The organism is Paracandidimonas soli, from assembly GCF_004342005.1.
Lineage (GTDB): Bacteria > Pseudomonadota > Gammaproteobacteria > Burkholderiales > Burkholderiaceae_B > Paracandidimonas > Paracandidimonas soli.
Genome location: NZ_SMBX01000006.1, coordinates 12,833 through 32,068, shown reverse-complemented (window position 1 = coordinate 32,068; position 19,236 = coordinate 12,833). Strand labels below are relative to the sequence as shown.

General features: G+C 65.7%; 16 protein-coding genes and 1 other RNA gene. 3 read left to right on the top strand and 14 right to left on the bottom strand.

Annotated features, from left to right (window positions below):
• The 12 genes from EV686_RS12330 to rnpB all read right to left on the bottom strand — a co-directional run bounded on the left by EV686_RS12330 (position 1) and on the right by rnpB (position 14,299).
• The gene (locus EV686_RS12330) at positions 1-963 is read right to left on the bottom strand and encodes a D-alanine--D-alanine ligase (RefSeq protein ID WP_132477253.1); all 963 of its coding nucleotides are present in this window, start codon (positions 961-963) and stop codon (positions 1-3) included.
• Positions 960-2,366 carry a UDP-N-acetylmuramate--L-alanine ligase gene (gene murC, locus EV686_RS12325; RefSeq protein ID WP_132477252.1) on the bottom strand — a complete coding sequence of 469 codons (1,407 nt, stop codon included), beginning with the start codon at positions 2,364-2,366 and terminating at the stop codon, positions 960-962. Before murC ends, EV686_RS12330 begins: the two co-directional genes overlap by 4 nt.
• The gene (murG, locus tag EV686_RS12320) at positions 2,363-3,442 is read right to left on the bottom strand and encodes an undecaprenyldiphospho-muramoylpentapeptide beta-N-acetylglucosaminyltransferase (RefSeq protein ID WP_132477421.1); all 1,080 of its coding nucleotides are present in this window, start codon (positions 3,440-3,442) and stop codon (positions 2,363-2,365) included. Before murG ends, murC begins: the two co-directional genes overlap by 4 nt.
• Positions 3,443-3,447: 5 nt before the next feature.
• Positions 3,448-4,641 carry a putative lipid II flippase FtsW gene (gene ftsW / locus EV686_RS12315; RefSeq protein ID WP_132477251.1) on the bottom strand — a complete coding sequence of 398 codons (1,194 nt, stop codon included), beginning with the start codon at positions 4,639-4,641 and terminating at the stop codon, positions 3,448-3,450.
• Positions 4,638-6,164, bottom strand: a complete 1,527-nt coding sequence (gene murD, locus EV686_RS12310) for a UDP-N-acetylmuramoyl-L-alanine--D-glutamate ligase (protein WP_132477250.1) — start codon at positions 6,162-6,164, stop codon at positions 4,638-4,640. Before murD ends, ftsW begins: the two co-directional genes overlap by 4 nt.
• Complete coding sequence (mraY, locus tag EV686_RS12305) at positions 6,161-7,333, bottom strand: phospho-N-acetylmuramoyl-pentapeptide-transferase (protein ID WP_132477249.1); 1,173 nt, start codon at positions 7,331-7,333, stop codon at positions 6,161-6,163. Before mraY ends, murD begins: the two co-directional genes overlap by 4 nt.
• Positions 7,334-7,336: 3 nt before the next feature.
• Positions 7,337-10,126 carry a bifunctional UDP-N-acetylmuramoyl-L-alanyl-D-glutamate--2,6-diaminopimelate ligase MurE/UDP-N-acetylmuramoyl-tripeptide--D-alanyl-D-alanine ligase MurF gene (gene murF, locus EV686_RS12300; RefSeq protein WP_132477248.1) on the bottom strand — a complete coding sequence of 930 codons (2,790 nt, stop codon included), beginning with the start codon at positions 10,124-10,126 and terminating at the stop codon, positions 7,337-7,339.
• Positions 10,123-11,859, bottom strand: coding sequence for a peptidoglycan D,D-transpeptidase FtsI family protein (locus tag EV686_RS12295; RefSeq protein WP_132477247.1), 1,737 nt, complete (start codon positions 11,857-11,859; stop codon positions 10,123-10,125). The genes murF and EV686_RS12295 overlap by 4 nt, the downstream gene beginning before the upstream one ends.
• Positions 11,856-12,152, bottom strand: coding sequence for a cell division protein FtsL (gene ftsL, locus EV686_RS12290; RefSeq protein ID WP_132477246.1), 297 nt, complete (start codon positions 12,150-12,152; stop codon positions 11,856-11,858). Before ftsL ends, EV686_RS12295 begins: the two co-directional genes overlap by 4 nt.
• Position 12,153: 1 nt before the next feature.
• Positions 12,154-13,227 (bottom strand): 16S rRNA (cytosine(1402)-N(4))-methyltransferase RsmH, encoded by a 1,074-nt coding sequence (gene rsmH / locus EV686_RS12285; RefSeq protein ID WP_132477245.1) that lies wholly within the window; start codon positions 13,225-13,227, stop codon positions 12,154-12,156.
• A gap of 7 nt (positions 13,228-13,234) precedes the next feature.
• A complete protein-coding gene (mraZ, locus tag EV686_RS12280) occupies positions 13,235-13,663 on the bottom strand; it encodes a division/cell wall cluster transcriptional repressor MraZ (RefSeq protein WP_132477244.1) in 429 nt (142 codons plus the stop codon).
• Positions 13,664-13,903: 240 nt separating this feature from the next.
• Positions 13,904-14,299, bottom strand: an RNA gene (gene rnpB, locus EV686_RS12275) — RNase P RNA component class A.
• A 77-nt stretch (positions 14,300-14,376) separates the two neighbouring features.
• Between rnpB and EV686_RS12270 the strand changes: the two genes are divergently transcribed.
• Together EV686_RS12270 and EV686_RS12265 are read left to right on the top strand one after the other, a co-directional pair.
• Positions 14,377-16,176 (top strand): ATP-binding cassette domain-containing protein, encoded by a 1,800-nt coding sequence (locus EV686_RS12270; protein ID WP_132477243.1) that lies wholly within the window; start codon positions 14,377-14,379, stop codon positions 16,174-16,176.
• A 13-nt stretch (positions 16,177-16,189) separates the two neighbouring features.
• Positions 16,190-16,846 carry a DUF2238 domain-containing protein gene (locus EV686_RS12265; protein ID WP_132477242.1) on the top strand — a complete coding sequence of 219 codons (657 nt, stop codon included), beginning with the start codon at positions 16,190-16,192 and terminating at the stop codon, positions 16,844-16,846.
• 39 nt (positions 16,847-16,885) lie between these two features.
• Here the strand turns inward: EV686_RS12265 and pyrC are convergent, their stop codons facing one another.
• Positions 16,886-17,941, bottom strand: coding sequence for a dihydroorotase (gene pyrC, locus EV686_RS12260; protein WP_132477241.1), 1,056 nt, complete (start codon positions 17,939-17,941; stop codon positions 16,886-16,888).
• A 359-nt stretch (positions 17,942-18,300) separates the two neighbouring features.
• Here pyrC and EV686_RS12255 point away from each other — a divergent pair, with 359 nt between their 5' ends.
• Complete coding sequence (locus EV686_RS12255; protein ID WP_132477240.1) at positions 18,301-18,573, top strand: SWIB/MDM2 domain-containing protein; 273 nt, start codon at positions 18,301-18,303, stop codon at positions 18,571-18,573.
• A gap of 141 nt (positions 18,574-18,714) precedes the next feature.
• Here EV686_RS12255 and EV686_RS12250 read toward each other — a convergent pair whose 3' ends face one another.
• Positions 18,715-19,080 carry a DUF4870 family protein gene (locus tag EV686_RS12250; RefSeq protein ID WP_132477239.1) on the bottom strand — a complete coding sequence of 122 codons (366 nt, stop codon included), beginning with the start codon at positions 19,078-19,080 and terminating at the stop codon, positions 18,715-18,717.
• Positions 19,081-19,236: the final 156 nt, after the last annotated feature.

Genomic DNA, 19,236 nt, shown 5'->3' with positions numbered 1-19,236 from the left:
TCAGCCTCCGTCCTTTCCGGTGGGCACGCCCTGCACCTTGCAGCCGGCCTGCGCCAGGATTTCCAGGCACAGCTGCGCGTAATCCATCCCGGCGGCCCTGGCGGCCATCGGCACAAGGGAGTGGCCGGTCATGCCCGGGGAGGTATTCATTTCCAGCAGCCAGGGCTTGCCTTGCGCATCGAGCATGACATCCGCGCGGCCCCAGCCTTCGCAGCCCAGCGTCAGGTAGGCGCGCAGGGCGATGTCCTGGATGCTCGCGGTCAGGTCGGCAGGCAGGTCCGCCGGGCAGATGTACTGCGTATCGTCGGACAGGTATTTATGTTCGTAGTCGTAGTTGCCGCCGGGCGCCACGATCTCGACGATGGGCAGCGCGCGGGCATCGGCGCCCGTGCCGAGCAGCGCTATCGTGAGCTCGCGTCCGCGGATGAACTGCTCCGCCATCACGACGTCGTCGTAGCGGGCAGCCAGGCGATAGCCTTCCAGCAATTGACTGCGTTCGTCGATCCGGGCCACGCCCAGGGTGGAGCCTTCGTGCGGAGGCTTGACGATCAGCGGCAGCGACAGGCGTTCGACGGCGGCATCCAGGTCCTTTTCACCACGCAGCTCGACGAAACCCGGGGTCGGCAGGCCATGGTGCTCCCAGATCCGCTTGGTCATGACCTTGTCCATGGCCAGCGACGATGCCAGCGTACCGCTGCCGGTATAGGGAATGCCCAGCAGCTCCAGCGCGCCCTGCAGCGTGCCGTCCTCGCCATGCCTGCCGTGCAGCGCGATGAACACGCGATCGAAGCCGGCCTGCGCCAGCTCCGCCAGGCTATGGCGCCCGGTATCGAACAAATGCGCGTCCACGCCGGCGCTGCGCAGCGCCTGGTGCACGCCGGCGCCGGACTGCAGGGAGACCTCCCGCTCGCCCGAATGCCCGCCGTACAGCACGCCTACACGGCCATAGTTCTTTGTTGTCATACCAGCTCTCCCATGCGGGCGGCCACGCGGCTGATCGAGCCCGCCCCCATCAAGATCACGACGTCGCCGTCGCGCACGAAGCCGAGGATGGCATCGGGCAGGTCGGCCACGTCGTCCACGAAAATCGGCTCGACCTTGCCCGTCACGCGGATGGCGCGCGTCAGCGCCCGACCGTCGGCGGCCACCAGCGGCGGCTCGCCCGCGGCATAGACCTCGGTCAGGAGCACGCCATCTGCCAGGCTGAGCACCTGCACGAAGTCCTCGAAGCAGTCCCGGGTGCGCGTATAGCGGTGCGGCTGGAATGCCAGCACGATGCGGCGGTCGGGCCAGGCGCCGCGCGCGGCCTCCAGCGTGGCCGCCATTTCCGCCGGGTGATGGCCGTAATCGTCGATGACGGTGAACTTGCCGCCTCCGGCCGCTTCCGGCACGGGCAGGTCGCCGATCATCGTGAAACGCCGGCCGACACCGTTGAACGACTCCAGCGCGGCGGCAATGCGGGCGTCGGGCACGCCGAGTTCGGTTGCGACCGCGATGGCGGCCAGCGCATTCTGCACATTGTGTCTGCCGGGCAGGTTCAGGCAGACCGGCAGCACGGGCAGATCGCCGTCCGCGCCCTTGCGCAGCACATCGAATCGCATGCGGGCGCCGTCGGCGCGCAGGTTAACCGCGCGCACCTGCGCCTCCTCGCCCAGGCCGTACGTGGTCACCGGGCGCGAGACGAAGGGGATGATCTCGCGCACATTGGCGTCGTCTATGCACAGGATGGCGCTGCCGTAGAACGGCAGGCGCTGCGTGAACTCGACGAAAGCGCTCTTGAGCCTGGCCACGTCATGGCCATAGGTGTCCATGTGATCGGCATCGATATTGGTGATGATGCCCATCACCGGCAACAGGTTCAGGAAAGACGCATCCGACTCATCGGCTTCGACGACGATGTAGTCGCCCTGGCCCAGCCGGGCGTTGGCCCCGGCGGAATTCAGCCTGCCGCCGATGACGAAGGTGGGGTCCAGGTCGCCCGCCGCCAGCACGCTGGCCACCAGGCTGGTCGTCGTCGTCTTGCCATGCGTGCCGGCTACGGCGATACCGCGCTTCAGGCGCATCAGTTCCGCCAGCATCAGGGCGCGCGGCACGACCGGAATGCGCGCGGCGCGCGCCGCCAGCACTTCCGGATTGTCGTTCGTCACTGCGCTGGAAACCACGATGGCGCTGGCTCCTTCCACGTTGGCGGCATCATGGCCGATGTACAGCCTGGCGCCCAGGCTTGCCAGCCTGCGCGTCACGGCGGACTCGGCCAGATCCGAGCCGCTGATGGCATAGCCCAGCGTCAGCAGCACTTCCGCGATCCCGCTCATGCCGGAACCGCCGATACCTACGAAGTGGATGCTCTGGATTCGATGTTTCACACAGTTCTCCGGGATGCCTGTTCGCAGGCATCGGCTATATGTCGCGCCGCCTCGGGCATGGCATGGGTATGCGCATGCCTGGCGATGCCGGCCAGTTCGGCGCGGCTGCGCTCGCGCAGCCAGTCGGCCAGCCACTGGTCCGTGAATTCGTTCTGCGCCTGCTGCCAGGCGCCATGGCAATGCGTCAGGTAGCGCGCATTGGCCGTCTGGTGGTCGTCGATGGCGTGCGGCAGCGGAATGAACAAGGCCGCCACGCCGACCGCGGCGACCTCGGCCACCGTCATGGCGCCCGCCCGGCAGATCACCAGGTCGGCATCGCGCATGGCCGCCGCCATGTCGTCGATGAACGCCTCGCAATGCGCCTGCACTCCCGCCGCGGCATAGGCCGCCTTCAGGTCGGCGATATGCTGTTCGCCGGACTGGTGCGTCACCACGGGGCGCTGATCCTGCGACAGCAAGGCCAGCGCCCTGGGCACCACCGTGTTCAATATGGACGCGCCCAGGCTGCCGCCCACCACCAGCAGGCGCAGCGGACCGCTGCGCTGCGCATAGCGCTGCTCCACGTCCGTTTTTTCCAGGAAGGCGTCGCGCACGGGATTGCCCACCATGACGGCGCCCGGCAATACGCCCGGGAAACCCGTCATCGCCTTGCTCGCCATGCGCGCCAGCCAGCGATTGGCGGTCCCCGCCACGGCGTTCTGCTCATGCACGACCAGCGGCACGCGCTTCAGGAACGACATGAGGCCGCCGGGGAAGGCCACATAGCCGCCCATGCCCAGCACCACGTCCGGCTTTGCCTCGCGCAGCACGCCATTGGCCTGCCTCAGCGCTCCCAGCAGCGTGAACGGCAGCTTCGCCAGCGTGGCCAGACTCTTGCCGCGCACGCCCGCGAACCGCATTGCCTTCAACTCGAATCCCTGCGCGGGCACCAGCCTGCCTTCCATGCGCTCCGGATGCCCCATCCAGACCACGTTCCAGCCGCGGCGGCGCATTTCGTGCGCAACCGACAGGCCGGGCATGATGTGGCCTCCGGTGCCTCCGGCCATGACCAGCAGGGTATGCGGTTTCGCATTCATGTCGCTCATGTCCGCCTCCCCCGCATCATGTTCCGGTTCTCGTAGTCCACCCGCAGCAATATGGCGAACGCCACCAGGTTCATGACCAGCCCCGAGCCGCCGTAGCTGACCAGCGGCAGCGTCAGCCCCTTGGTCGGCAGCAGCCCCATGCAGACGCCCATGTTGATGAAGGCCTGCACGCCGAACCAGATGCCCACGCCCTGCGCGACCAGGCCGCTGTAGATGCGCTCCATGGCCACGGCCTGGCGGCCGATCTCGAATGCCTTCCAGACCACGAAGGCGAACACCAGGATCAGCGCCACGACGCCGACGAACCCGAGTTCTTCTCCGATCACCGCCACAATGAAGTCGGTATGCGCTTCCGGCAGGTAATGCAGCTTCTCCACACTGGCGCCCAGGCCCACGCCAAACCATTCGCCGCGCCCCAGGGCGATGAGCGAATGCGACAACTGATAGGCGCTGCCATAGGCATTGGCCGGATTCCACGGATCCAGGTAGACGAACAGGCGCTCGCGCCGCCAGGGAGAGAGCCAGATCAGCAGCAGGAAGCTGCTCAGCATCGCTCCGATCAGCAGGGAAAACAGCTTGCCGTTGATGCCACCGATGAACAGGATGCCGACGGCGATGGCCACGATGACCATGAATGCGCCAAGGTCCGGCTCCAGCAGCAGCGCCATGCCGACGAACATCAGCGAAAAGGCCATGGGCATGAAGCCGCGCAGGAAATTCTTCATGTGCTCCTGCTTGCGCACCGTATAGTCCGCCGCATACAGGATGATGGCGATCTTCATCAGTTCCGACGGCTGGAAGTTGATGGGCCCCAGCGGCAGCCAGCGCCGCGCGCCATTGACCTCGCGTCCGATGCCGGGCACCAGCACCACCAGCAGCAGCAGGAAGCAGGCCAGGAACAGCGGCAGCGCCACTTTCTGCCATACCTGCATGGGCACGCAGAGCGTGAACAGGGCGGCCATGATGCCGATCACAAGGAACGCGCCATGCCGGATGACGAAATAGTAGCGGCCGTAGCTTTCGTAGCGCGGGCCATCGGCCAGGGCGATCGAAGCGGAATACACCATCAGCAGACCGAACAGGACCAGCGTGCCGACGGCGATCAGCAACGCCATGTCGAAACTGGGCATGGTGGTGCGTCCGGGACGCACCGCGTTCACGCCAGAGGTCAGGTCCGCAAACAAGCTCATGCCGCCTCCCCCCGTTCCAGCGCCAGCTCGCGCACTTCATCCACGAACGATTCGCCGCGATGCACATAGCTGCGGAACATGTCCATGCTGGCGCATGCCGGCGACAGCAGCACCATGTCGCCTTCCTGGGCCAGCGCATGGGCCTGCCTCACGGCATCGCCCATCGTTTCCGCGTGGACCGCCGGCACGCTGTCGCCCAGCACCGCCGCGATCTGCCGCGCATCGCGGCCGATCAGCACGACGGCCTTGGCATGCGCACGGATGGCGCGCCCCAGCGGCTCGAAATCCTGTCCCTTGCCGAGACCGCCGGCGATCAGGACAACCGGCGTCTCCGCCCCCTGCAACGCAGCGACCGTAGCGCCCACATTGGTGCCCTTGCTGTCGTTCACGAAGTCGACGCCGCCGATGCTGCGCACGAACTCCATCCGGTGCGGCTCGCCCTGGTAGTCCCGCAGGGCGCGCAGCATGTGCGCCAGCCCGGCATCCACGGCCCGCCCGAGCAGCAGAGCCGCCTGCGCATTCAGCGCGTTGTGCACCCCGCGCACGTACAAGGCGTCCACCGGCATCAGCCTGACATTGCGCCCCTGCGGCCGCTGCGGCTTCTCCGCCGCCTTGCGGCGCCTGGAAGGCGCGGCCGGCACGTCGAAATCCTCGGATTGCGCCTGGCACAGCCACATCACGTCGCCGCTGGTTTCCAGGCCGCAATCCCCGACGCGCTCGGGCAAATCGCCGCCAAAGCTGCGCACATCCAGCGTCCCCATGTCTTCGACCATGGCGCGTACCGCCGCATCGTCCCGATTGACGATGCGGATATCCGCCATGGGGAGCAGCCTTGCCTTGGCCGCGCCATACGCCTGCATGGAACCGTGCCAGTCCAGGTGGTCCTGGGTCAGGTTGAGCACGGCCGCCGCATCCGGCTTCAGGCTGCGCGTGGTTTCCAGCTGGAAGCTGGACAATTCCAGCACCCAGACCTGCGGCAGGCTGTCCGACTCCAGCGCGTGCGCCAGCGCGGCCAGCGCCGCGGGGCTGATGTTGCCCGCCGCCGTGGCGCTGAAGCCCGACGTTTCCAGCAGTTGCCGCGTCATGGCGGTGACCGTGGTCTTTCCGTTCGTTCCGGTCACGGCCAGAACCTTGGGCGCATAGCCCTGCCCGGCCATGTCGGCCAGCGCCCTGGCGAACAGCTCGATTTCCCCGATGACCTCGATACCGGCCTGCCCGGCCCGCTCCAGCAGGCCCGATACGGGCTCCTCCAGCGGCGACAGCCCGGGGCTGAGCACGATCGAGCGCACGCCGTCGAGCACATCCGGCGCCGACGCGGCATCGCCCAGGCGCCAGTCGATGGCATCGCTGCCCGGCTCCGCGCTCAGCTCCGCAGCCGCCGCGGGCTGCGCGCGCGTATCGGCCACGCGCAGCGGCGCGGCATGACGCAGGCACCACCTGGCCGCGGCCAGCCCCGTCTCTCCCAGCCCGAAGACCAGGATATGTCCGTCGCCCTGCAGAGAAGGAAAGGTATAGTCGCTCATCGCACTTTCAGGCTCGCAAGACCAATCAATACCAGCATCATGCTGATGATCCAGAAACGCACCACGACCTGGGTTTCTTTCCAGCCGCCGACCTCGAAGTGGTGGTGCAGCGGCGCCATGCGCAGGATGCGCCTGCCCTGCCCATAGCGGTATTTCGTGTATTTGAAGTAGGCCACCTGCAGCATGACGGACATTGTTTCCGCCACGAACACGCCGCCCATGATGAACAGCACGATTTCCTGGCGCACGATGACGGCGATGGTGCCGAGCGCGCCCCCCAGCGCCAGCGCGCCGACGTCGCCCATGAACACCTGAGCCGGATAGGCGTTGAACCACAGGAAGGCCAGGCCCGCGCCGGCGATGGCCGCGCACAGGACCATCAGCTCGCCCGCGCCGGGAATATAGGGGAAGAGCAGGTACTTCGAATAATCGACGCGGCCCACGACGTAGGCGAATATGCCCAGGGCGCTGCCCACCATGACGGTCGGCATGATGGCCAGGCCATCGAGGCCGTCGGTCAGGTTCACGGCATTGCTGGAGCCGACGATCACCAGCCATGTCAGCGTCATGAAACCGAACACGCCCATCGGATAGCTGACGCTCTTGAAGAACGGCACGATCAGGTCGGCCTGGTCCGGCAGCGTCATCGTGAATCCGCTGAGCACCCACTCGCGGAACAGGGGCCACAGGTCGGCATTGGCCGGCACCGACACGGCAAAGCTGAGATACAGCGCGGCAATCAGGCCGATGACGGCCTGGAAGAAGAACTTGCGGCGCGAGGACATGCCTTCCGGATCGCGATTGACGACTTTCTTGTAGTCGTCGGCCCAGCCGATCCAGCCGAAGCCGAACGTGACCAGCAGCACCACCCAGACGAAACGGTTGGTCCAGTCCGCCCACAGCAGCGTCGTCACGCCGATGGAAATCAGGATGAGCACGCCGCCCATGGTGGGCGTGCCGTTTTTCTGCAGATGCGACTCGGGGCCATAGCTGCGCACGGCCTGGCCGATCTTCAGCTCGGTCAGCTTGCGGATGACATAAGGCCCGGCCACCAGGCCGATCAGCAGCGAAGTCGCGCACGCCAGCACGGCGCGCAACGTAATGTATTCCACCACGCCGAACGCGCGGATATGCGAATCAGACAGCCAGCGTGCGATTTCCAATAGCATGGCCTAGGTTCCTTCTATTTCTGTTTTCGAACCATGCGTGCAAAGCGCATGCACCACGTGTTCCATGCGCATGAAGCGCGATCCCTTGACCAGGATGTGGGCGGGCGCCTGCTCCAGCAGCGCCTGGATCAGGGCCTCGCGGTCGGCGAACGCCCGGGCTCCCGCGCCGAAGGCTTCGGCGGCATGCGTCGCGGCCTTGCCCAGCGTGAACAGCGAGCCCACGCCCCGCTCGCTCGCGTAGCGCCCCACCTCTGCGTGCACGGCATCGCTTTCGTCGCCGACCTCGCCCATGTCGCCCAGCACCAGCCGGGTCTCGCCCTGCAATCCGGCCAGCACATCGATGGCCGCCCGCACCGAGTCCGGATTGGCGTTGTAGGTATCGTCGATCAGGCTGAAATCCCCCAGCCGGATATGCTGCAGCCGCCCCTTGACCGGGCGGAAGGCCTGCAGGCCTTCGACGACGGCATCCAGGGTCGCGCCGGCGGCAATGGCGCAGGCGGCCGCGGCCAGGGCATTGCGCACGTTATGCTCGCCGGCTGCCGGCAGAACGATGCGGCGGCGGCCTTCGGGTGTATTCAAATCGAACGCCGAGCCATCGGCACTGGCGGCGATGCCGGACGCATGGACTTCCAGATCGCCGCGCAGTCCGAAGCGCACGCGCGGCCGACCGTCAGCCAGCGCGCCCCACAAGCGGGAATAGGCGTCATCGCCGGGATAGACGGCCACGCCGTCGGCGGGCAGCGCTGTCAGCACGGCGCCGTTCTCCTGCGCCACAGCCTGCACGGAACTCATGAACTCCTGGTGCTCGCGCTGGGCATTGTTCACCAGTGCGACCGTGGCTTTGGCGATATTGGCCAGGACGGCGATCTCGCCGGGATGATTCATGCCTTGCTCGATGACGGCCGCGCGATGCGATTCCCGCAGCCGCAGAACGGTCAGCGGCACGCCGATATCGTTGTTCAGGTTGCCTTGGGTGGCGAGCACGGCGTCTTCTCCGACCCATGCGCGCAGAATGGAGGCGATCATTTCCTTGGTGGTCGTCTTGCCGTTGCTGCCGGTTACCGCGATGACGGGAATATCGAACTGGCCGCGCCAGGCGGAAGCCAGGTGGATGAGCGCCTTGCGCGTATCGCCCAGCGCCAGCTGCGGCAGCGGCGCATCGGCATCCCGCCGTTCCACGACGGCCGCCAGCGCGCCCGCCTCGCCGACCTGCGCCAGATAGTCATGGCCATCGAAACTCTCGCCGCGCAGCGCGACGAATATCTGTCCGGGCCCGATGCTGCGCGAATCCGTGGATACGCCGCCGGCCTGCTTCCACGCCAGCGCGGCGCGCGCCCACTCGCGATCATCGAAAGGAGCGCGCACGCCGCGCACTTCCTGGTAGGTTTCATGGCCCTTGCCTGCGAGCAGCACCACATCGCCCGCGCGCGCCTGCCAGACGGCATGCAGGATGGCCTGCGCGCGTTCCACGATCACGTCGGGCCGCTGCTGCGGCATGCCTGCCAGTATCTGGTCGATGATGTCCCGCGGATCCTCGAAACGCGCATTGTCGCTGGTCACGATGACCCGGTCGGCCAACCGCGCAGCCACGGCGCCCATCAACGGACGCTTGCCCGCGTCCCGGTCGCCGCCGCAGCCGAACATGCAGATGAGCCTGCCTCCGCCGGCGCCTGCCGTTTCCCGGAGGGCCAGCAGGGCCCGCTCCAGGGCATCCGGCGTATGGGCGTAGTCGACCACGACCAGCGGGTCGCTGCCCGAGGAGAACGGCGCGTCCACCACCTGCAGGCGTCCGGGAACCGGTTGCAGCCGGGCCAGCGAACGCGCAACGCGCTGCAGGGGCCATCCGAGCAGGTGCAGCAAGCCCGCCACCAGCAGCAGATTGGACACATTGTGCGCGCCCTGCATGGGCGTCACCAGTTGGGCCGCGCCATCAGGCAGCGACAGCTGGAACACCTGCCCGCGCGACGAAACCTGCAGTTCCGAGGCGATGATGGAAGCCTGCTCGCGGCCTTCGACCGTATAGCCCAGGATGGGAAACGCATCGACCGCCTGTGCATGGATCATGGCGCCGGTGTCGTCGTCCAGATTGACGACCGCGCCGCGCAGCCCGGGGAAACGGAACAGCGCCAGCTTGGCTTCCCGGTAGGCTTCCAGCGTCAGGTGGTAATCGAGATGATCGCGCGTCAGATTCGTGAAGCCGGCAAAGGCGATGCGCACGCCGCTCAGGCGTCCCTGCTCGATACCGATGGAAGACGCTTCGATGGCGGCCACTCCGGCGCCGGCATCGCGCAGCGCCGCCAGTCCGCGATGCAGGCCCAGCACATCCGGCGTCGTGAGCGCTCCACCGAGGTTCGTGCCATCGGGCAGGGTCACGCCCAGCGTGCCCACCGTGCCGCAGGCCACGTTCTCCTGGTTCAGCGCCGATGCCAGCCACTGCACCGTGCTGGTCTTGCCATTGGTGCCCGTCACAGCGATGACGGTCAGGTCTTTCGACGGCTGCCGATACCACTGATCGGCGATTTCCCCCAGGCAGGCGGCCAGTTCGGGCAGGACCAGCACAGGCACGCCGGCATCGTCATCCAGCGGCGCATGCGCCACGATGGCGGCCGCTCCGGCGGACACGGCGGCGGCCGCATGCTGCCGGCCGTCCGCACTGAGGCCCTTGCAGGCGAAGAATACGTCGCCCGCGCCGATCTGGCGCGAATCCATGGCCAAGTGGGCCGAATCCGCCACATGCGCCTTCAGCCACGCCACGGCTTTCGCCGCATTTTTCTGCATAGCCGGCGCCGTCATTGCACGACCTCCCGCGCCGGAATGGACGCCACCAGCGAATCAATGGGCGCATCGGGCTTGACGCCCAGGCGACGCAGCCCTGCGGCCACCACATCTGCGAATACCGGAGCTGCCACGCGACCGCCGTAATAGGCGCCCCCCTTCGGCTCGTCGATCGTGATCGCCACGACGATGCGCGGCTGCGATACCGGCGCAAAGCCGGCGAAGGAACTGCGATACTGTGATTTGCTGTATTTGCCGTCGACGATCTTGCGAGCCGTGCCGCTCTTGCCCGCAATGCGATAGCCCTGGACCTGGGCCAGCTTGGCGCCGTCCGGACCAGCGGCGGCCTCGAGCATGACGCGCACGCTCCTGGCGACCTCCGTACTGTAAACCGGCATGCTGGCGGGCTTGCCCTGGCGCTTGACCAGCGTCAGCGAAACCATGTCGCCATCACGCGCAAAGGCCGTATAGGCCTGGGCGATCTGCAGCAGCGAAACCGACAGGCCATAGCCGTAGGCCATGGTGGCCCGCTCGATGGGCCGCCAGCGCTCCCAGGGACGCAGCCGCCCCGACGCCATGCCGGGGAAGCTCACCTGCGGCGCGCGCCCGAAACCGAGCTGGGTGAACTTGTTCCACATTTCCTGCGAGGTCATGCGCTCGGAAATCATGGTCATGCCGATATTGCTGGAGCGGCGCAGGATATCCGCGACATTGATAACGCCATTGCGACTGACATCGCTGATGGTCGAGCCCTGATAGCGATAATGGCCGTTGCCGGTATCGAACATGGTATTGACCGTAATGTGTTTGTTGTCCAGCGCCAGCGCCGCCACGAACGGCTTGACAATGGAACCGGGCTCGAACGTGTCGGTGATCGCCCGGTTGCGCAAGGCATTGCCTTTGCGCGCTTCCCGATCGTTGGGGTTGTAGGTGGGCAGGTTGACCAGCGCCAGCACCTCGCCCGTCTGCACGTCCAGCATGACGCCGGCGGCCCCGTTCGCCCTGTGCTCGGCCATGGCTTTCTGCAGGGCTGTATACATATCGAACTGCAGTCCCATGTCGATGGACAGGTGCAGGTCCTTGCCATTCATGGGCGGCACGACCGCCTGCACGTCCTCGATGACGCGGCCCAGCCGATCGCGGATGACGCGGCGCGAACCCGGCGTGCCTTCGAGCGCATTGTCGAAAGCCAGCTCCATGCCTTCGATGCCCTGGTCCTCGATATTGGTGAAGCCCACCACGTGGGCGGCGATTTCGCCCTGCGGATAGAAACGCTGCACCTCGGCCTGTTGGTGGAAACCAGGCACTTTCAGCGACCTGACCTTGTCGGCCACATCCACCGCCACCTGGCGCTTGATATAGACGAACGTCTTGCTGTCATCCGCCAGGCGGTGCTCGATATCCGGCACGCGCATGCCCAGCAGGCCAGCCAGCTCGGACAACTGTTCTTTCGTGGCGCCCTTGGCGTCTTCCGGGATGGCCCAGATGGCGCGCACAGGTACGCTGGATGCCAGCACGACGGAACCGGTGCGGTCGTAGATCTTGCCGCGCATGGCAGGCAGCACCAGCGTGCGCTCGTAGCGCCGCTCGCCCTGCTGCTGCAGGAATTCCGTAGACAGGCCCTGCACATGCAGCGCCTTGGCGATCAGCGCGATGAACCCGAGCATCAGGCAAACCGCGACCAGCCGCGCGCGCCATTGCGGCACCTGCACGCTGAGCACCGGGCTGTCGAAGAAACCGACGCGCTTCATGGCTGCCCTCCCTGCTCCGCTGCGGGTTTTTGCGGCAGCCGGATATACAGAACGCGATCCGGCGTGGACGGCACCATCCGCAGCTCCTGGCGCGCCACGCCGTCAATGCGCACATTGCGCGCCAGTTCGGCCCGCTCGAGCTGCAGCCTGCGCCAGTCGGTATCCAGTTCCCGCGCGCGGTTTTCAAGGCGGTCCACCGCCACGAACAGCTGGCGGGACTGAAAACGCGCTGTCACCAGCGACAGCGCGGAAAGCATGAGCAATGCGGCGAGGACCAGGCAGAGGCGCGACATGTCAGCGTCCTCCCCTTGCGGCGCGATAGCGCGTCGTCGGAGCCTCGGGCTCGTATCCGGGCACGAATGCCCCCGCCCCCCCGGCGGGCAACGGCGTGGATGTGCGCTGCGCCACGCGCAGAACGGCAGAGCGCGAGCGCGGGTTTTCCGAGATTTCGTCGTCGCCGGGCAGGATACGGCCCAGAGACTCCAGCACGGGACGCGGCATGTCCTTCTCCGGGATCGGCAGGCGGGCAAGCGCCGCCGCCGGGCGCGCGGCCGCGGCGATCGTCTGCTTGACGATCCGATCTTCCAGAGAATGAAAACTGATCACGGCCAGTCGTCCCTTTGGCGCCAGGCAGGTCAGAGCTGCCGCGAGGGCGCTCTTGAGCTCCTGGAGCTCCCGATTGAGGTGAATCCGTAAAGCCTGAAAGGTGCGTGTGGCCGGATGTTGACCCTTTTCGCGCGTGCGGACGACACTGGCGACGAGCTCGGCGAGTTCGAGCGTGGTGCGCAGCGGCCGTGATTCGCGGCGAGCAACAATCGCCTTTGCAATCTGGAAAGCAAACCGTTCTTCGCCATAGTCAGCTATGACCTCCCTTAGTTCGTCCACGCCGGCCTCTTCCAGCCATTGCGCAGCCGTCAAACCTCGACTGGTGTCCATGCGCATGTCCAGGGGACCCTCGCGCATGAACGAAAACCCGCGTTCTGCATCGTCGATCTGGGGCGAGGACACACCCAGATCCAGCATGATGCCGTCGACCTTTTCCACGCCCAGCGCCTCCAGGTGCTCCAGCATGGACGCAAACCCATCGTGCACCACCGCGACCCTGCCGTCCTCAGCCTGCAGTTGCCGGGCCTGCTCGATGGCCCGAGGGTCCTTGTCGAACACCACCAGCCGCGCATCGCCCGACAGGTACGACAGCAGCAGCCGGCTATGCCCGCCGCGCCCGAACGTGCCATCGACGAATACGCCGCTCACCGGCGCGATTCCGGACAGGTCGGCGGGCGATACGTGACGCCTGGCATCGAAACCTGGAACGATCAGCGCCTCGACCGTGGGGTGCAGCAGCACGGGACGATGAAAATCGGTCATGGCGGCGTCAGAACGAGAAATGGTTCAGTGCTTCCGGGATGCCCTTGGCCAGATCTTCGGCCTCACGCGTTGCCCAGGCGGCGGCATCCCATAGTTCGAAATGACTCCCCATGCCCAGCAACATGACCTCCTTTGTCAGCCCTGCGGCATTGCGCAATTCGGGCGAAACCAGCACTCGCCCGGAACCATCGATCTCGACGTCGTGCGCGCCTCCCAGCAGCAGACGCTGCAGCGGGCGGGCGGCCATGGGAAGCGCGGCGATTTCCGCGCGCTTGACTTCCCACACCGGCCGCGGATAGATCAGCAGGCAGCCGTCGGGGTGGCGTGTCAGGGTCAGGCGGCCTTCGACCTGCGAAATGAGCGCGTCACGATGCCGGGCAGGTATGGATAACCTTCCCTTTGCATCCAACGTGAGTGCGCTGCTTCCCTGGAACACCAATTTCTCCCACTTTCTTGCACAATTCCCTACTTTCTCCCACTCTACGGGAACAGATGAAGCAGGTCAAGCGCGAAAACGCACTTTTTTCAATGACAACAAGCACTTACAGCCTGTTCGCAGAAAAAGCGAAAAGAAAATCAACTGTGAAATCAAGAAATTGGCCGACTCTTTGAAAGTCGTTTATTAGATGCGCCGGCCACTTGCGGGCAAAAGCTTTTCAATTGCTAACATATGAGAATGTGGGACAGGCCTGTAGGCCGGATTCTGTACGCCGCGCGAACGCGGCGGGCAATCATTCCTCTTGGCGCGCCATTGCTGGCGCGCTCCAGCCACCTACCCGCATGCTCGGACGGGCCGCCCTTGTGCGCCGAAGGCGCGCGCATGCCTATTTGGTGTTGCTCCGGATAGAGGTTACCGCGTTTCACCCTGCAGCGCCGCGCCGGGAAACCCGGCGCGCAGCACGGAAGTCGCCGTGCCGATGCACGAATGCCTTCGCTGCAGACTCGTCTCTGTGGCCCTGTTCCTCGGCTCGCCTGGCGAACCAGACTTGCCGGACGGCTGTTAGCCGCTATCCTGCCCTATGGAGTCCGGACCTTCCTCGATGCTGCGCACCGCGATTGCCCGGCCTGCCCCACGGAGCCATTGTAACCTGCGACAATAGGACAATAGCTGCCCAGCCTCAATCACCCATATATTTTCAGTTTCAGCCGATGTCCGTTGCGCTTATCTCCCTGTCCAATATCCAGCTGGCCTTCGGCCACGTACCGCTGCTCGACCGTGCCGAGTTCACCATCCATCCGGGCGAGCGCGTCGGCCTGATCGGCCGCAACGGCGCGGGCAAGTCCTCGCTGCTCAAGCTGCTGGCCGGCCGCATCGAGCCGGACGACGGCGATGTCATGCGCCTGAACGGCCTGAAGGTGATGACGGTCACGCAAGAACCGGAGCTGGACGAATCGCTCACCATCCTCGACATCATCAGCCACGGCGGACTGGAAGCCGAAGACTGGCAGCGGCCCGCGCGCGCGCAGGCGCTCATCGACCAGCTCGGCCTCGACCCGGACGCCCGCATCGCCACATTGTCCGGCGGAACACGCAAGCGCGTGGCCCTGGCCCAGGCCATGGTGGCGCAGCCCGACCTGCTGCTGCTGGACGAACCCACCAACCACCTGGACTTCGACGGCATCGCCTGGCTGGAAGCGCAACTGCTCAAGGCGCCCTTCAGCGTGATCGTCATCACGCACGACCGGCGCTTCCTCGACGTGGTCACGACCCGCATCGTCGAGCTCGACCGCGGCACGCTGTTCAGCTTTCCCGGAAACTTCAGCGACTGGCAGGCCCGCAAGGCGCAATGGCTGGAGGCCCAGGCGCAGCAGAACGCCAAGTTCGACAAGGTTCTGGCGCAGGAAGAAGTCTGGATCCGCAAGGGCATCGAAGCGCGGCGCACGCGCAACGAAGGCCGCGTGCGCCGCCTGGAGCAACTGCGCAGGGAGCGCTCCGAACGGCGCGAGCGCGTCGGCAATGTCCGGCTGGCGGTGGACCAGGGGCAGCGCTCGGGCAAGCTGGTCGCCGAACTCGAGAACATCACCCATCGCTTCGGCGAGCGGCTGATCATCGATTCCCTGTCCACCACGATATTGCGCGGCGACCGCATCGGGCTGATCGGACCCAACGGCGCCGGCAAGACGACACTGCTGAACATCATCCTGGGCAAGCTGCAGCCCACCGAAGGCAGCGTGCGCCTGGGCACCAATGTATCCGTGGGCTACTTCGACCAGATGCGCGCCAACCTGGACGAAAACGCCACGCTGGCGGACACCATCAGTCCCGGCAGCGAATGGGTGGACATTGGTTCGCAGCGCAAGCACGTCATGAGCTACCTGGAAGACTTCCTCTTCCCGCCCGCGCGCGCCAACTCCCCCGTCAGCAGTCTGTCCGGAGGAGAACGCGCCCGGCTGGCGCTGGCCCGGCTGTTCGCCCGCCCCGTCAACGTGCTGGTCATGGACGAACCGACCAACGACCTGGACATCGAAACGCTGGAGCTGCTGGAAGAACTGCTGCAGGACTACAGCGGCACCGTTCTGCTGGTCAGCCACGACCGCACGTTCCTGAACAATGTCATCACGCAGACCCTGGCTGCCGAAGGCGACGGCCAGTGGAGCGAATACGTGGGCGGCTACGACGAATGGTTCGCCCAGCGCCCGGCCAGGGCAGACAAACCGGCGGAGGCCGCGCAGCGCAAGAAGGACAATCCGCCCCCCGTGCGCGAAAAACCGCAGCGCGCGAACCGCATCAGCCCCTGGGAGCAAAAGGAACTCGACGCCATCCCGGACCAGATCGCCGCACTGGAAGAAGAACAGGCCAGGCTGGCCGAGTCCCTGACCGATCCCGACCTGTACCGCGACGGACCGGACGAAGCCGCCGCGCTGAATGCGAAGATCCAGGAAACCGAAGCCAGGCTCGAAGCCCTGTTCGAGCGCTGGCAGGTACTGGAAGCCAAGAAAAACGAATAGGCAAGCCGTTGCTATGAACCGCCGCCCCATCCTGCCCGCAATCGCCGCCTATGCCGTGCTTTGGGCGGCGCTGGCCATCCACCCGGCCGACCGCAGCGCCTGGGTGCTGGAAAACGCGCTGGTGCTGGCCCTGTGCATGGCACTGGTCCTGGCGCGCCGATGGTTCCGCTTCTCGAATGCGTCGCTGCTGCTGATCCTGCTGTTTCTGGCGCTGCACACCCTGGGCTCGCACTACACGTATTCCGAGGTTCCCTACGATCGCTGGTGGGAAGCGCTGACGGGGCACACGCTGAACAGTCTCTTCGGCTGGGAGCGCAACCATTACGACCGGCTGGTGCATTTCAGCTACGGCCTGCTGCTGGCCTACCCCATCCGCGAATTTTTCCTGCGCGTGGTCGAGGTGCGCGGCTTCTGGGCCTACTTCCTGCCGCTGGACGTCACGCTGAGCACGTCCGCCCTGTACGAACTGATCGAATGGGGCGCGGCCGCCATGTTCGGCGGCGAACTGGGCATGCAGTACCTGGGCACCCAGGGCGATGTCTGGGACGCCCATAAAGACATGGCGCTGGCCGCGCTGGGCGCATTGATCGCCATGCTGGCGACGGCCGGGCTGACGCGCGCGACCCGGCGCGACTTCGCGCGCGAATGGATCGGATCGATGAAGTCCTGATGCCGATGCCGCGCGCGGCACAGCCAGGCCGTATGCCGCCTAGGCCTGGCGTACGCTCCAGGCCAGCTCTTCTCCGGCCGCAAGCGGCACGACCGTAGTTCCGCCCGCAGGCAGTTCCTCGGGGATGCGATAGGAGCCGCGCTCCAGCACCAGGCTCCCCTTATTGGGCGGCAGGCCATAGAAGGCCGGTCCGTTCAGGCTGGCGAAGGCTTCCAGCCTGTCCATGCGTCCGACCGAGTCGAATGCCGTCGCATACAGCTCCATGGCGTGCAGCGCGGTATAGCAGCCCGCGCAGCCGCAGGCATGCTCCTTCAGGCCGCGCGCATGCGGCGCGCTGTCCGTGCCCAGGAAGAACTTGTCGCTGTCGCCGGTGGCGGCGTCCAGCAGCGCCTTGCGATGGACCTCGCGCTTGAGCACCGGCAGACAGTAGTAGTGCGGGCGGATCCCCCCCAGGAACAGGGCATTGCGGTTGTACAGCAGGTGATGCGCCGTCAGCGTCGCCGCCGTGGGACCGCTGTCCGACAGCACATAGTCCACTCCGTCCTTGGTGGTCAGGTGCTCGAACACGACCTTCAGCGCCGGAAAGCTGCGCCGCAGCGGCTGCATCACGCGCTCGATGAACACGGCCTCGCGGTCGAACAGATCGATGGCCGGATCCGTAACCTCGCCATGGACCAGCAGCGGCATGTCCACTTCCTGCATCGCTTCCAGCACCGCGGAACACTTCCCGAGCAGATCCGTCACTCCGGCATCGGAATTGGTCGTCGCCCCCGCCGGATACAGCTTGACGCCATGCACCATGCCGGACGCCTTGGCGGCCCGGATCTCTTCCGGGCGCGTATTGTCGGTAAGATAGAGCGTCATCAGCGGTTCGAACTCCGAAGCGCCGATGCCGGCCCGCTCGAGCGCCGCCACGATACGTCCGCGATAGGCCAGCGCCTGCTCCGTCGTCGTGACGGGTGGGCGCAGATTCGGCATGATGATGGCTCGCCCGAACTGCCGGGCCGTATGCGGCGCCACTGCGTCCAGCATATCCCCATCGCGCAGGTGCAGGTGCCAGTCGTCGGGCCTTGTGATGCGGTAGCTTGTCGTCATTGCATTCCCTGTATTGCCTTGTCGAGGCCGTGGATCCTTCCGCGGGCCGCCCACCGGGCGGCGCGGCAAAGCGTCAATTATGCAGGATGCCTTCTTTTTGCGCACCACGGAGGGGATTTTTGCCCTGGGGACATCCCTGAGTCGCCACCCCCATCTTTAAGAATGAAATTGAAAGAAGATAAAGACAGAAGAAATAAATTTGGCAGACAATAATCCGAAATCCTTGCCGGGACTCGCAAAAACACCGCGTGACCATCCGTTTTTTTCTGTACGGCGGGCATAAATCGCTTTGTCTTTCGCCTTGTCTCACGTTATGCTCGGGTTCGTTTCATTCCTTTGACACTCAGGAGCCCCGTCTTATGGCAACAACCGACAAGCCCGCACGCAAGCCCAATGCCGCCTTCATGAAACCCCTGACGCCCAGCGCCACCCTGGCCGCTGTCATTGGCCCTGACGCTGTTCCCCGCACCGAAGTCACGAAGAAAATCTGGGAATACATCAAGAAGCACGACCTGCAGGATCCCGCGAACCGACGCAACATCAATGCCGACGCAAAACTGCGTCCCCTGTTCGGCAAGGACCAGGTCTCCATGTTCGAACTGACCAAGCTGGTCAACGCACATCTGAGCTGATAGCCGCCGCAGCCGCGTCCCATGCGGGATGCCGCGCCGGAAAACAAAATGCCCAGGAATCCGGTCATGGATTCCTGGGCATTTTGCATGGAGCCTCGCCAAAAAGCCGGACCTCCAGGCCCCGCCTTCCGGGACGCTGGATCAAAACTCCGCGACAGGCGCCTGGTTGGACAATAGCGCCAGCCAGCCCTTGATCAGGCGGTAGACGATCCAGACCAGCGCGACCAGGCCGGTGATCCAGCCGATGAAGATGTACGTAGCCAGCGCGCTGAGCGCCACCCAGAGCAGTCCCCACCAGAACGTGCGGATCACCCAGTCGAAATGGCTGGCGTAGACGGTTCCGGCGGCATCGCCACGTTTCAGGTAGGCCAGCACGATGGCGGCGACGCTGGCAAGGCCGAACAGGCCGCCGCTGAGCAATGCGGCGGCGAGCAAGCCGTAGATCAGGTGCGTCAGCTGGCGCATGGACAGGCCGGCCTGCTCCTCGGGGGGTGTAACCTGGGTCATTGAAAAACCTCCGGTATGCATGATTGGAATCACGTGCGCATCAGGGATGACGCACCTCGCCAGGCATTTTAACCGAGAAGCCGCAAGCCGCAGGGAGAGGCCGCGCATGCCGGACGCAAAGAAGGGGCCGCAAGGCCCCTTTTCCTGTCTTTCGCT

What these genes read in the sequence shown, in the direction of transcription:
- EV686_RS12250 (WP_132477239.1), bottom strand. Translation starts at nt 19,080, where the DNA reads ATGACCCAGGTTACACCCCCCGAGGAGCAGGCCGGCCTGTCCATGCGC.
- pyrC (WP_132477241.1), bottom strand. Translation starts at nt 17,941, where the DNA reads ATGACGACAAGCTACCGCATCACAAGGCCCGACGACTGGCACCTGCAC.
- EV686_RS12255 (WP_132477240.1), top strand. Translation starts at nt 18,301, where the DNA reads ATGGCAACAACCGACAAGCCCGCACGCAAGCCCAATGCCGCCTTCATG.
- EV686_RS12295 (WP_132477247.1), bottom strand. Translation starts at nt 11,859, where the DNA reads ATGAAGCGCGTCGGTTTCTTCGACAGCCCGGTGCTCAGCGTGCAGGTG.
- ftsL (WP_132477246.1), bottom strand. Translation starts at nt 12,152, where the DNA reads ATGTCGCGCCTCTGCCTGGTCCTCGCCGCATTGCTCATGCTTTCCGCG.
- rsmH (WP_132477245.1), bottom strand. Translation starts at nt 13,227, where the DNA reads ATGACCGATTTTCATCGTCCCGTGCTGCTGCACCCCACGGTCGAGGCG.
- EV686_RS12265 (WP_132477242.1), top strand. Translation starts at nt 16,190, where the DNA reads ATGAACCGCCGCCCCATCCTGCCCGCAATCGCCGCCTATGCCGTGCTT.
- mraY (WP_132477249.1), bottom strand. Translation starts at nt 7,333, where the DNA reads ATGCTATTGGAAATCGCACGCTGGCTGTCTGATTCGCATATCCGCGCG.
- EV686_RS12330 (WP_132477253.1), bottom strand. Translation starts at nt 963, where the DNA reads ATGACAACAAAGAACTATGGCCGTGTAGGCGTGCTGTACGGCGGGCAT.
- murD (WP_132477250.1), bottom strand. Translation starts at nt 6,164, where the DNA reads ATGAGCGACTATACCTTTCCTTCTCTGCAGGGCGACGGACATATCCTG.
- EV686_RS12270 (WP_132477243.1), top strand. Translation starts at nt 14,377, where the DNA reads ATGTCCGTTGCGCTTATCTCCCTGTCCAATATCCAGCTGGCCTTCGGC.
- ftsW (WP_132477251.1), bottom strand. Translation starts at nt 4,641, where the DNA reads ATGAGCTTGTTTGCGGACCTGACCTCTGGCGTGAACGCGGTGCGTCCC.
- murF (WP_132477248.1), bottom strand. Translation starts at nt 10,126, where the DNA reads ATGACGGCGCCGGCTATGCAGAAAAATGCGGCGAAAGCCGTGGCGTGG.
- murG (WP_132477421.1), bottom strand. Translation starts at nt 3,442, where the DNA reads ATGAATGCGAAACCGCATACCCTGCTGGTCATGGCCGGAGGCACCGGA.